This is a genomic window from Novosphingobium sp. (genome assembly GCF_036803765.1).
Classification (GTDB): domain Bacteria; phylum Pseudomonadota; class Alphaproteobacteria; order Sphingomonadales; family Sphingomonadaceae; genus Novosphingobium.
Genome location: NZ_DAIRTS010000002.1, coordinates 162386 through 174742, shown reverse-complemented (window position 1 = coordinate 174742; position 12357 = coordinate 162386). Strand labels below are relative to the sequence as shown.

12 protein-coding genes are annotated in these 12357 nt (G+C 69.4%); 6 read left to right on the top strand and 6 right to left on the bottom strand.

The window, feature by feature from the left end; all coding sequences use genetic code 11:
• Positions 1–34: 34 nt before the first annotated feature.
• The gene (locus V7Q48_RS01930) at positions 35–1069 is read left to right on the top strand and encodes a mannose-1-phosphate guanylyltransferase (RefSeq protein ID WP_333835932.1); all 1035 of its coding nucleotides are present in this window, start codon (positions 35–37) and stop codon (positions 1067–1069) included.
• Positions 1066–1869, top strand: coding sequence for a class I mannose-6-phosphate isomerase (locus tag V7Q48_RS01925; protein WP_333835931.1), 804 nt, complete (start codon positions 1066–1068; stop codon positions 1867–1869). Before V7Q48_RS01930 ends, V7Q48_RS01925 begins: the two co-directional genes overlap by 4 nt.
• 48 nt (positions 1870–1917) lie before the next feature.
• Here V7Q48_RS01925 and V7Q48_RS01920 read toward each other — a convergent pair whose 3' ends face one another.
• The 3 genes from V7Q48_RS01920 to V7Q48_RS01910 are packed head-to-tail and all read right to left on the bottom strand — an operon-like array spanning position 1918 to position 4581.
• Positions 1918–3306, bottom strand: coding sequence for a tetratricopeptide repeat protein (locus V7Q48_RS01920; protein ID WP_333835930.1), 1389 nt, complete (start codon positions 3304–3306; stop codon positions 1918–1920).
• A gap of 34 nt (positions 3307–3340) precedes the next feature.
• A complete protein-coding gene (locus V7Q48_RS01915; RefSeq protein ID WP_333835929.1) occupies positions 3341–3835 on the bottom strand; it encodes a hypothetical protein in 495 nt (164 codons plus the stop codon).
• Between the two features lie 11 nt (positions 3836–3846).
• Positions 3847–4581: a ParA family protein gene (locus V7Q48_RS01910; RefSeq protein ID WP_333835928.1), complete on the bottom strand. Its 735-nt coding sequence runs from the start codon at positions 4579–4581 to the stop codon at positions 3847–3849.
• A 188-nt stretch (positions 4582–4769) separates the two neighbouring features.
• Here V7Q48_RS01910 and V7Q48_RS01905 point away from each other — a divergent pair, with 188 nt between their 5' ends.
• Genes V7Q48_RS01905 through V7Q48_RS01895 form a run of 3 tightly spaced genes read left to right on the top strand, consistent with a single transcriptional unit; the run spans position 4770 to position 7719 of the window.
• Positions 4770–6023, top strand: coding sequence for an SPOR domain-containing protein (locus V7Q48_RS01905; protein ID WP_333835926.1), 1254 nt, complete (start codon positions 4770–4772; stop codon positions 6021–6023).
• Positions 6024–6068: 45 nt separating this feature from the next.
• A complete protein-coding gene (locus V7Q48_RS01900; RefSeq protein WP_333835924.1) occupies positions 6069–6359 on the top strand; it encodes a hypothetical protein in 291 nt (96 codons plus the stop codon).
• A 58-nt stretch (positions 6360–6417) separates the two neighbouring features.
• Positions 6418–7719: a DUF418 domain-containing protein gene (locus tag V7Q48_RS01895; protein ID WP_333835923.1), complete on the top strand. Its 1302-nt coding sequence runs from the start codon at positions 6418–6420 to the stop codon at positions 7717–7719.
• Here the strand turns inward: V7Q48_RS01895 and V7Q48_RS01890 are convergent.
• On the bottom strand, positions 7691–8338 hold the full coding sequence (locus tag V7Q48_RS01890; RefSeq protein WP_333835922.1) for a retropepsin-like aspartic protease family protein: 648 nt from the start codon (positions 8336–8338) through the stop codon (positions 7691–7693). The two genes, V7Q48_RS01895 and V7Q48_RS01890, sit on opposite strands and share 29 nt — an antisense overlap.
• A 172-nt stretch (positions 8339–8510) precedes the next feature.
• Between V7Q48_RS01890 and V7Q48_RS01885 the strand changes: the two genes are divergently transcribed.
• Positions 8511–9281 carry a L,D-transpeptidase family protein gene (locus V7Q48_RS01885; RefSeq protein WP_333835921.1) on the top strand — a complete coding sequence of 257 codons (771 nt, stop codon included), beginning with the start codon at positions 8511–8513 and terminating at the stop codon, positions 9279–9281.
• A gap of 21 nt (positions 9282–9302) precedes the next feature.
• Here V7Q48_RS01885 and V7Q48_RS01880 read toward each other — a convergent pair whose 3' ends face one another.
• Positions 9303–10016 carry an SDR family NAD(P)-dependent oxidoreductase gene (locus V7Q48_RS01880; protein WP_333835920.1) on the bottom strand — a complete coding sequence of 238 codons (714 nt, stop codon included), beginning with the start codon at positions 10014–10016 and terminating at the stop codon, positions 9303–9305.
• Between the two features lie 73 nt (positions 10017–10089).
• Positions 10090–12297 carry a putative bifunctional diguanylate cyclase/phosphodiesterase gene (locus tag V7Q48_RS01875; protein ID WP_333835918.1) on the bottom strand — a complete coding sequence of 736 codons (2208 nt, stop codon included), beginning with the start codon at positions 12295–12297 and terminating at the stop codon, positions 10090–10092.
• Positions 12298–12357 lie beyond the last annotated feature (60 nt).

The following is a 12357-nucleotide window of genomic DNA, read 5'->3' as shown; positions in this document are numbered from 1 at the left end:
TTATAGCTCTAGTGCGTATTGGAAAGCGGCATACATGATTACTCCGGTTATTCTTTGCGGCGGCAGCGGAACTCGACTTTGGCCGCGGTCGCGCAAGACAATGCCCAAGCCTTTTTTGCCGCTGATCGGTGATACCACCATGTTCGAAGCCACGATCCTGCGGTGTTCGCAGGAGGCTGGTTTCGCGGCGCCCGTGGTCGTAACCGGCGACGCGCACGTGCCGCATGTCGCTGCGCAACTGGTCGATCCCGACAAGAGCCAGGTCATCGTCGAACCCGAGGGCAAGAACACGGCTGCTGCAATTGCGCTGGCAGCGCTGCGCCTGCCGTCGGATGCCATCATGCTGGTCTGCCCCAGCGATCATCATATCGGTGATTGCGATGCGTTCCAGAATGCCGCCAAGGCGGCGGCGGAACTCGCGGCTGACGACTGGCTTGTCTCGTTCGGTATCGCTGCCACCGCGCCCGAGACCGGGTTCGGCTACCTCAAGCAGGGCGCCTCGATCGAAGGGCGCGCGGGTCACCGGGTCGAGCGCTTCGTCGAGAAGCCGGACCTTGAGCGCGCCAAGGGCTTCCTCGCCGACGGCGGCTATTCGTGGAACGGCGGCATCTTTGCATTCCGCGCAGGCCACTTCCTCGATGAGTTGACGCGCCACCGCCCGGACATCGCCGAGGCGGTACGCGCCGCGGTCGACGGCGGGCGCGAGGATGGCATCTTCTTTCACCCCGACGCCGCTGCGTTCGGCCGCATCGCCGGGGAATCGGTCGATTACGCCGTGATGGAAAAGACCGATCGCGCCGCCATGGTGCCGGCGACCATGGCCTGGTCGGATATCGGCAACTGGGTTGCGCTGCATGAGGCGCTCGACAAGGACGAGACCGGCAACGCCATCAAGGGCGACGTCGAACTGAAGAACTGCACCAACGTTCTCGTGCACAGTGACGGGCCGCGTGTCTCGGTCGTCGGCGCCAGCAACCTGATCATCGTCGTCGATGGCAATGACGTCCTCATTACCACGCCCGAGGGCGCGCAGCTGGTAGGCAAATTGCAGGGTGCGGTGAACCAATGAGCAAGCTGCCGACCCGCGCCGTCGAAAAACCCTGGGGCAAGGACGTGCTGCCCGCCCCGTTCGCGGCGCCGGCCGGCCAGCGCATCGGCGAGATCTGGTTCGAGCCACCCGCCGACGTGCCCAGCCTGCTGGTGAAGTACATCTTCACCAGCGAGAAGCTGTCGGTCCAGGTCCATCCCACAGATGCGCAGGCGAAAGCCGCCGGCGAGACCGACAATGGCAAGGAAGAGTGCTGGCTGGTGATCGCGACCGAACCCGGCGCGACGCTGGGGGTCGGATTTCACGAGGCCATCGACCACGAGACGATGCGTGCTGCGGCGCTCGATGGGCGAATCGAGGACATGCTGGTGTGGTACCCGGTACAGCCCGGCGACTTCTTTTACATTCCGGCCAACACGGTTCATGCCATCGGTGCCGGCGTCAGCCTGATCGAGATCCAGCAGAACAGCGACATAACGTACCGGCTCTACGATTACGGTCGCCCGCGCGAATTGCACCTCGATGCCGGGATCGCGGTGTCGCGCGGCGAGCCGCTCGATCCGTCGCTGCATCGCCACATTCCCGATCGCGGCACGGTCGAGCTTGCCAGCGGCAAGTATTTCACGGCGCATCGTCTCGAAGGTGCGCCCGATGCCGCGCTGGCGGCCGATTATGCCGGACCGCTGCTGGTCATTCCCCGGTCTGGCGAAGTCAGGCTGGGCGACGAAGTCCTGAAGCCCGGCGATTGCGCCTCGGCCCCGGGCATCGACGCCCTGACGTTCGATCCCGAAGGCCTGTCGATCATCGTTCGCCCCGCCTGATCGCCCCCGCCTCAATGCTGGGAGAAAAGGCGCGGCGGCTTGTATCGGCTAGCGCCGATTGCTGGCGTAGCGGACGGCGGGCGCTGCGGCGGGCCCATTCAGCGGATTGGCCAGCACGATGCACACGCCGCCGTTGGCTTTGACCGAGCCGCATAGCGAGCGCGCGGGATCCGCGCTGGCGAAACCGGCAGCCTGGGTTCGCCAGAACTGGCGCCCCTTGACCACCGCTGCCGTAATGACCGGGTGATAGCCCTTGAGCGCGGGGTTGCGCGCCAGATAGTGCCGCCAGGCGCGCCGGGCGCCTTCCTCGGTGGAAAAGGCGCCGAGCTGGACGACATGGCTGCCGGCGGGCAGCTCGGTCAGCGCATCGGTGTGCTGCTTCGCTGCGCGAGCCTGTGCCGCGGCGGCCAGCAGGGCCGGACCCTTCGCGGGTTTCGTGTGGCGCGAAAGCAGGGGCGCCGGCACAGCCGGTCGGGCCCAGGGCGTCGAGGCCATCAGCGGCTGGTCTGCGCGCGGGGCGAGCGCGGGCGCTGCCTGGCGTGAGGGCGGCATATCCAGCACGGCGAGTTTCTCGGCAGCGGGGGCGGAACTGGCATCCGCGACCTGCGGCTGCGCGGCGCCGTTGTCGAGCGCAGGCAATTCCTGCGCTGCGAAGCTGGCGAGGGCGGGCGCTTGTGCCGACGGCACAGCGGCGGGTGCCTGTGGTTCTGCTGCGGTGGCGACGGCCTGGCCGGCGGTCGCCGGGAAGTTGGCGAGGGCAAGTGCGGTGGGCTGGCCCTGGTCGACGCGCATCGGCACGCCCAGCACGCCGGCGACGCGCAGGCGCATGTTGGCGGGGTCGTTCAGCTGGGCCCATTCGGCCATGCGCTGGGTGAGCTGATCGGCGGGGACATCCTGCGCCGCCATCTCGCGCGCCTCGCGCCACTGGCCCGACATGGCGAGGGCATAGGCGTAATTCTGGCGCAGCTTGGGCGAGGGCTCACTGGTGCGCAAGGCCTGCTCGAGCACCGCGACGGCCTGGGGCGCGTGACCGGCCAGGGCCAGCGCGAGGCCATAGTCGGCCACCGGGATCTGGGCCTGATGGGCATTGAGCGTATCGATCGCGATGTCGCCATGGCCCAGTGCGATGTCGGTCAGCGCGAGGCTGAGTGCGGCCTTGCCGCCATCCTCGCCGAGTTCCATCGCATCGTCGTAGGCCTGCCGCGCGGATTCGAAGCGGCCGTCGCGCATGTAGGCGCTGCCCAGCAGCATGCGGTATCCCGGGTTGCGCGGATCGGCGAGCGCTGCCTGCTCGGCGAGGGCCACGGCCTTGCTGGTCTGGCCGCCGTCGAGCGCGGACTGCGCGCGCGACGCGGATTGCCCGGGATGCGGTGCGGTCGAGGCGCAGCCGGCGAGGAGCCCTGCGGCAAGAGCGGTGGAAGCGAGCGAGCGAAGCATGCGGTGGTTCATCGTGGCGTTCCGAATCAGGGCGTCAGCCGAGGCGGGAAGATTTGGGTGCGGGCTTGGTCACGCGATGCGTGGCGTCGGCCATTTGGGCGGCGATTTCGTCCAGCCCCGGCGTCGCATCGATCAGGCGGTCGAGCGCTTCGACCAGAAGGGCTTGCGCGCTGCGCTTCTCGGCGGCGCAGCAGGCCCGCAGCAGGGCATGGCGGCGCGGGTCGAGGCGCAGTGTGAAGGCGATCTTGCGACCGGGCAATTGCTCGACATCGGCATTGGCCGCACGGACCGCGGCAAGCTTCTTGCCCATGATCTGCGAAAGCCGCTCGATCTGGCGAAGCACTTCGGGGTGTTCGGCGTCATGGTCGGGTGCGGGTTCGATGTGCTCTTCGCCGTTGGCGCCGATGGCGGCGCGCTCGGCATCATCCATCCATTCCAGCGAGACCTGCGGACGCATCGCCGGGCGGGCCGCACCCTTGCGGGCGAGCAGCGATCCGGTCAGCGAGGCGGCGGGTCGGGGCTGGGCCATGGGCGTCTCCTTCACGAACCGGTAGCGCGGCGGCCGAAATGCCCGACCGGGCGCGGCGCGGCGCCGCCGAGCGCACGCACCGGCGCAGCGCCGGGCTGTGGGACGGCAAAGACCGTGCGGCGGAAATTCTTCTCGAGCCGTTCCGAGACGTAGGCCCACAGCTGCGCCACTTCGCCGGCCGAGCGCCCGGCAGGATCGACTTCCATGACGGTGCGCCCGTCGATCATCGAGGCCGCGAAATCGGTGCGGTGGTGGACCGTGACGGGGGCGACGGTACCGTGCTGCGACAGGGCGATGATCGCCTCGGCGGTGATCCGCGCCTTGGGCGTCGCGCCATTGACGGTGAAGATCAGCGGCTTGCGGGCGCGTTCGCACAACTCGACGGTGGCGCCGACGGCGCGCAGGTCATGGGGCGAGGGGCGCGTGGGCACGACGATCAGCTCGGCCTGCGCGATCACCGACTGGATGGCCATGGTGATCGCCGGCGGCGTGTCGATCACGGCGAGGCGGAAACCCTGGGCGCGCAGCGCCTGGAGATCGTGGGCGAGTCGTGCGACCGTGGTCTGGGCGAAAGCGGGGAACTCGGCCTCGCGCTCGTTCCACCAGTCGGACAGCGAGCCTTGAGGGTCGATGTCGATCAGCACGACCGGTCCGGCACCGGCGCGCTCGGCCTGCACGGCAAGATGACCGGACAGGGTGGTTTTCCCCGATCCGCCCTTCTGCGATGCCAAGGCCAGTACCCGCAACGATGCCCCCTGCTATGTGCCAAGGCGGACGCACACCGCCCGCCGGCCAAGAGGATTCGCAGATCGCGCTGAAATATTGGTTAATGCCCGGCCATATTTGCCGCGATCATCGCGGTCGACACGGGGCAAAGGTGCACGGCGCCGCCGGGCGTGACCTCGCGCAGCAAAGCGTTTACCATTCCTGCGGCATGAGGGCCGTCAACAAGCTGGGCAAGGACGCGGTACTGCAAATGATCGGCAGGGATGCAATGAAGCGCGTGATGGCGGCGGGCACTCTGGGCGGGGCCCTGGCGCTGGCGATCATGGCCGTGCCGGCGCAGGCCGACGTTCGCGCCGGGGTCGATGCCTGGTCGCGCGGGGACTATGCCGCCGCGGTGCAGCAGTGGCAGGGGCCGGCCGCGCGCGGTGATGCCGATGCCCAGTTCAACATGGGACAGGCCGCGAAGCTGGGGCGCGGGATACTGCGCGACATGGCACGGGCCGAAGACTGGTTCCACAAGGCGGCGCGGCAGGGCCATGCGCGGGCCGCAGACAATTACGGCGTCCTGCTGTTCCAGAGCGGGCGGCAAAGCGAGGCGCTGCCTTGGCTGCGGGCCTCGGCCGACCGCGGGGAACCCCGGGCGATGTACATTCTCGGCGTGGCGGCGTTCAACGGCGATTACCAGCCCAAGGACTGGGTCCGCGCCTATGCGCTGATGACGCGCGCCGCGGCCTCGGGACTGCCGCAGGCGATGGAAAGCCTGCGCACAATGAACGAGGTCATCCCGCTCGAACAGCGGCAGATGGGCGCCTCGCTGTCGAGCGACATCGAGGCCAAGACCAGCGACACGCGCTCGCGCGAGCTGGCCGCGGCAGAGCTCGGGGTCAGCGGGCCGGTGCCCGGCAACGAGCCCGCGAAGCCTGTGGCGGTCGCGCCGGTGATGCCGCGGCCAACGCCAGCAGCGCTTGCCAGCGTGCCTTTGCCGCCCTCGGGCGCGGCGGGCAGTGACGCTGGCCAGGGTATGACCGGGGATCAGGTCATGGCCGGGGCGTCGTTTGCCGGTCCGGTCGCAGTGCCGCGCGTGCCGACGGCGGGCAGCGTCGCCAAACCTGCGCGCACACCGGCAAAGGTCGCGGCTTCTGCCCCGATGGCAGCCGCACCTGCCGTGGGCAAAACGGTCCCTGCGCCTCCCCCCACCGCGCCCAAGCCGGCGCCGATTCGGACGGCCGCCGCGACGGGACCCTGGCGGGTTCAGCTCGGGGCCTTCTCGCAGCGGTCCAATGCCGATGGCCTCTGGGCCCGGGTCCGCGGGCGGGCGTCGCTGGCCGGGCACCCGCGCATCGATTTGTCGCAAGGCTCGGTCACGCGGCTTCTGGCGGGAGGCTTTGCCAGCCAAGCCGACGCGGGGCGGGCCTGTGCCGACCTCAAGTCGGTGGGTGTCGATTGCATCGTCGCCAAGTAAGCGGCGCGGCGCGGATCGTGGCGGCGTCTCGCGCGTAGACGTTCCATGCACTATTTCGAGCACGCGGTCATCGCGTTGATCCTGCAGGTGATCATCGCCCGCATGACGGGTAACTGGTGGGCCGCGGCGGGAATCGCCTCGGCCTATTTCATCGGGCGCGAGGTCGCGCAGGCGGAGTATCGCTGGATCGAGCATTACGGCGCGCACCTGCGGGCCCACATGCCATGGTGGGGGCCGCTCGACCCGCGCGTCTGGACCAGGCTCGACGCCTGGATCGACTGGATCGGCCCACTGGTCGCGACTTGCAGCCTGGCCGCATGGATGACCCGCCGCTGATCGCGGGTGCGGTGATTTCGCGCTTGGAGCCGAACGGGCGGGCGGGCATGGCAGGACCATGAGCGACACCGCCATTCCGGCTCCAGTCCCGACCCCGGTCCCGCCGCCGCCCCCCCGCATTGCCGTGCTCGACTTCCTGCGCGGCTTTGCGGTGCTAGGTATCCTGGCAATCAACATAACCGGGTTCTGGGGGCCGCAACTGGCCAGCCTCAGTCCGTCGCTGCCGCCGGGCGATGCCTCGGGCAGCGCATGGTTCGTTGTCGGCTTCATCGTGTTCGATGGCAAGATGCGGGCGTTGTTCACGCTGCTGTTCGGCGCCAGCATGGTGTTGTTCGCGCAGAGCGCGGAGCGTCGCGGGTTGCCGGCGGATCGACTGCAACTGCGCCGCCTGCTGTGGCTGGCGGTGATCGGCTATGCCCATTTCGCGTTGCTGTGGTGGGGCGATATCCTGTTCGCCTATGCCCTGTGCGGCATGCTGGCGCTGCCGTTGCGCCGCCTGCCGGCTTCGGCTCTCCTGGCGATCGCGCTGCCGGTCTTCGTCCTGGCCCATGCCTTTGCCGCGACCGCAGCGCTGCCTGCCATCGCCACCGAGGCGCGGGTCAACGCGGGCCAAGGCGATGCGGCCGATCAAGCGCAGGTTCACGAGGTTGCGACGCGGATCGCGGCGTCGCTGCACGAGGACGGGCGGGTGCTGCACGCAGGCTTTGGGCAAGCGCTGGCGATCCGCCTGGGCGAGACGCCGGGCTTCCCGCTGACCGCCACGCTCAACACCTTTTCCGAGACTTTCCCCCTGATGCTGGTGGGCATGGCATTGCTGCGCAGCGGGGCGCTGACGGGGGCGTGGCGTCGCCGAACCATCGCCGCGACAGGCAGCGTCGCGCTGCTGGCCGGACTTGCGGCGACCCTTGGTCTGGTGGCGTGGGGACAGCAAGCGGGTTGGCCGCCGCAACTGACCTTTGCGTTGACCACCGATTTCGCCGCCTTGCCGCGGCTGGCGATGGCGCTGGGGTATGCCGCGCTGCTGGTTCTGGCCTGGCCATACCTCTCCGGCACCGTGATCGGGCGCGCGATGGCGGCGGCAGGGCGCACGGCGTTCACCAACTATCTCGGCACGACGCTGGTGATGAGCGCGCTGTTCTGCGGCTGGGGGCTGGGCCTGGGCTGGGGCGGTGCCCATGCTGTGCCGCGCTGGACGCTGCCGCTGTTCGTGCCGGCGGGATGGGCGCTGATGCTGGCCTGGCCGCAAGCCTGGCTGGCACGGTTCAGGCAGGGGCCGCTCGAGCGGGGGTGGCGCCGACTGACCTTTGCCGGGGTCAGCCGGACCGCTCGATCTAGACCGGTTGCGGGTGACGCGGGCTGAGGATCAGCACGCCTTCCTCGACCCGCCAGCCCTTGAGCCGGGTGAGGAAATTCATGCCCAGCACGTTGAGCCCGCCGGTCGTGTCGCTGACCACGACATCGAGATCGCGTGCGACGATCGAGCCGAAGTGAAGCGAGTCCATTCGTGCGAGTTGGGCCTCGACGTCGCCATTGGCGGTGCGCATGACGACCGGCACGCGCAAGGGGTCGGGCTTGACGCCGGCTTCGGCCGCAGCTTCCCCGCTCAATGTCGTCACCGTGGCGCCGGTATCGACCATGAAGCGGGTGCGGGTGCCGTTGACATTGGCCTCGATCCAGTAATGCCCGTCCGATGCGAGCGGGACGCGCACCTCGCCGCCCGAGACGCTGGCCGTGGGCATGCCGAGGCCGGGCAGGAAGGGCGCGACGCTGGGATCGAGGTGGGCAAAGCGCAGGCACGCCAGCGCGAAGACGCCGATCAGCAGCGTATTACCGAGAAAGCGCACCAGACGTGCCAGCCCGCCATGGCCAAGGCCCGCGAACAGCACCAGCAGCATCGCCACGAACGCGGCGCCGAGCAGGGGAGGGGGGCTGCTCAGCCACGGGGGCAGAGCGCCGGTGAGGGTCGAAAGCGATGGCATGGCAACCCCTGTCGCACAGCCAACCTTGCGGCAGCCTGAAAAACCGCATGCTTGCGGCTGGCATTAACGATCCGCCCATGGGCTGTCCCCTATAGGGACGCGCATTCGGTCGGGCTGGCGGTGCGGCCTGCGACCGGGCATGATGGGCTGGCAAGGGGAAGTGGATAACGCGATGCGACGGTGGCGCGAGTGGATCTGGCCCCGCAAGGGACGCCGTGGCGGCAGGCAGGGGCCTGACCGCTGGAGCCGGCTGGCCGTGATCGGCATCGGGTCGGCCGCGACCGGCCTTGCCATGTTGCTGGCATTCCATGTCGGGCAGGACCTCGCACAGACCTTTTCGGGTGGCAGCGACGACGTCACCGCCAGTACAGCGGCGGGAGGCGGGGTCGCGCAAGTTGCAAATGCGGCGCCGGCGGCAGCACCGGCCGGGGCCGTGCCGCCGCCGGCGCCCGTTTCCGCACTGGCCGCGCCGGACTCGCCCTTCGTGGTCAAGTCCGTGCTCAAGATCGACGGGCCGATCCGCTTCGGGCAATCCTATTGGGACGAGAGCCAGGGCGAGCCGGGGCCGGTGGTCATCACCGTCGATCTCGAGGCGCGCGTGCTGTCTGTGTTCCGCAACGGGCACGAGATCGGGGCAACCGCGATCCTCAAGGGCTATGGCGACAAGCCGACGCCGACCGGGGTGTTCCCGATCACCCAAAAGGACGCGCGTCATGTGTCCAGCATCTATGACGCGCCGATGCCCTACATGCTGCGGCTGACCAACGATGGCGTCTCGATCCACGGCTCCAAGGTCGAGAAGGGCTATGCCACCAACGGCTGCGTCGGCGTGCCCGAGGATTTCGCGAGCAAGCTGTTCAAGGTGGCGAGCCTGGGCGACAAGGTCATCATCACCGACGGGCGGCGTCTGTCGGTCGGCGGCTCGATCAACCCCGGGGCCTGAAGCCGCGGGCGCCGCCGGGGGTCAGAACGGGATTTCGGCGCCGTCCCACGCGAACACCCGGCCGCTTTGTGCCGGGTCGAGGCCGTCGAGCACGGAAAGCAGCGCATCGGCTGACCGCTGCGGCGTGAACAGCGATTCCGGGGCGACACCGCGGTGGAACGGCGCGGACAGGCCGGTATCGACCGTGCCGGGGTGCAGCCCGACCGCGATCGCCTGCGGATGGCTGCGCGCCAGTTCTATGGCGAGGCCCCGCAGCAGCATGTTGAGCGCAGCCTTGGCGGCGCGATAGCCGTGCCACCCGCCAAGACGATTGTCGCCGATCGAGCCGACCCGCGCCGAAAGGGCCGCAAACACGGCCCGCCTGTCGCGCGGCAGCAGGGAGGGCGCATGGCGCATGACCAGCGCCGGGCCGATGGCGTTGATGGCGAACTGTTCGGCCAGGCCCGCCGCGGTGATCGCCCGCACCGATTTTTCCGGTCCGGTGCCATCGGCGCGGGTCAGGCGGCCGGTGGCGACGAGCACCATGTCGATCGGGCCGTGGGCGGCGAGGTCGTCGCAGGCACGCGCCACGCTCGCCTCGTCGGCATAGTCGAAGGTGAAGGGGCGCATCTTGCCGGTGCCCGGCAGGGGCCGGCGGGCGCCGGTGTGGATGGCCTCGACCTCGGGCCGGGCGGCGAGCGCCGTGGTGAGTGCGGCGCCGATACCGCCCGACGCTCCGAATATCGCGACCTGCATCGGTATCTCCCTCGGTTGGGTAACCGGCATGGCCGCTGGGCCCGTGCCTGTCGAGCGCCCGAGGGGGCAGGTGTCAGGCGACGGCGGGAAGGGCCGGCCCGACCGATCCCTGCGTACCCGATCCCTGCGTACCCGATCCCTGCGTACCCGATCCGCGTATGCCCAGTGCGCCCGAGGGGAGATCGTGACGATGGCGCGGGCAATCGAGCAGGTAGCCCTGCACTTGCGCGCAGCCGACCGAGCGCAGGAAGGCGAGCTGGGAATCGGTCTCCACGCCCTCGGCCAGTATGGGGACTTGCAGCGATTCGCCGATCGTCATGATTGCTTTCAGCAGCATTCGCCCCTTGGGATCGGTGTCGTAGGTGCTGACGAAGGCGCGATCGACCTTGATCTTGTCGATCGGGAACAGGCTGATCGCCTCGAGCGAGGAATAGCCGACCCCGAAATCGTCGACCGCAATCTGCACCCCGAGCGCTTTCAGGCGGCGCAGCGCGTGCAGCGCACGGTCGCGATGGGTGATGAGCGCGGTTTCGGTGAGTTCGAGCTCGAGACGCGAGGGGGCAAGGCCGGTCTGCAGCAGGGTCTGGTGAACCAGTCGATCGAAGTCGGGATTGCACAGCTGCACGGCCGAGACGTTGACCGCGACGCGGACCGGGGTCTGCTCGCGTGCGGCAAGCAGGCAGGCTTCGCGCAGCACGTGGGCGCCGATGCCGTCGATCAGGCCCGACTCTTCGGCAAGCGGAATGAACAGGGCCGGGCTGATGGCTCCACGCACCGGATGGTGCCAGCGCGCCAGCGCCTCGTAGCCGACGACGGCCCCGGTCATGGTGTCGTGCTGCGCCTGGTAGTGGACCGCGATCTCGTCGCGATCGATCGCGTGGCGCAGGTCCTCGACAAGGCCAAGGCGAAGGCGTGCGGTCTGATCGGCGTCGGGGTCGTAGCGCGTGGCGCTGGCGGCCGGGTCGGCCTTCGCACGGCGCAGGGCGAGCCAGGCGTTGCCCAGCAGGGCATCGGCGGTCGACCCGTCATCGGGCGAAAAGGCGTAGCCGATGCGGGCGAAGAGCCCGATGTCCTGCTCCCCGATCAGCAGGGGCGCCTCTACCGTGCGGCGAAGGCGATCGATGAAGGACACGACATCGGCAGCGGTGCTCACCAGGCAGCTAGCCGCGAACAGATCGCCGTGGAGCCGCGCCACCGCTTCCCCCGGCGCCATCGCATCGCGCAGGCGGCGGGCAAGGGCGCAGAGCGCGGCATCCCCCGCCTCGCGGCCCAACCGGTCGTTGATCGCGGTGAAACAGGCGATGTCGAACTTGACGCAGAGCGTCTGGCGCAGATCGCGCCCCGAGGCCCGCGCATGGCCGGCCTCGACCAGCATCTGCCGCAGGGCAAGGACGAAGGCGGCGCGGTTGGGCAGGCCGGTGAGAGGATCATGGCCGGCAAGGAACGCGTTGTATTCGGCCAGCGCGCGGCGCTGCACCAGTGCGCCGCGGAACCCTTCGAGCGCGGCGGCGATGCGGCCGAATTCGTTGCTGCTGGCTAGTCCCGTGACCGGCTCGTCGATCGCGCCGTTCGCCAGGCGCTGCGTGATCCGCTCGACCTCGACCAGCGGGCGCAGCAGGGCGCGACGCAGCCACAGGGCCATCGCCGCCACCCCGGCCATCGCCATGGCGAGGACGAAGGCGGTGTCTTTCGCGAAACCCTGCCAGAACGCGGTGCGATCCTGCGCCGTGGCGACACGAACGCTGTACGCACCGATGACCTCGCCCGGACGCACCGCCTCCGCACCCGTGCCGTGGCATCCCATGCAGCGCGCATCGGCAGCGTGGCCACGGCCGAGCACCACCGGCCGGACGATGCGGACCGCTGCGCGGCCGACCGAACGCTGTTCGGTGCCCGTTGCCAGCGCGTGGGCATCGAGGCGGTCATGCGGGTGTTCGGCGGCCTGCCGGTCGTGGCGGGACTGCCATTTCATCGTCTGCGGGCTCATCACCGTCCAGACCTGCAGCCCGCGCGTATCGCGGCCCCAGGCATGCATCGTCGCGTCGAGCGTGCCGATGACGCGGTCGTCATCCGCCAGCGAGGCGCGGTGCGTCATCGCCTGGACATGCAGCGTCGAGGCCATGTCGAGCGCACTTTGCGCGCGGCGCAGCGCCGCATCCGAGATCGCGTCGTCGGCATGGAGCACGGTGAACACGATGCTGGACAGCTGGACGGCGCAGAGGATCAGGACGATGCCGGCAACGAGGCGCGCGCCGATCGAGGCCTGGGCCCTGTGCCGCATGACTGTACTTGAAAGGGCCGAACCCGGCATGTCTCCTCCTCCCGGAAGTGGCAGCGCCGG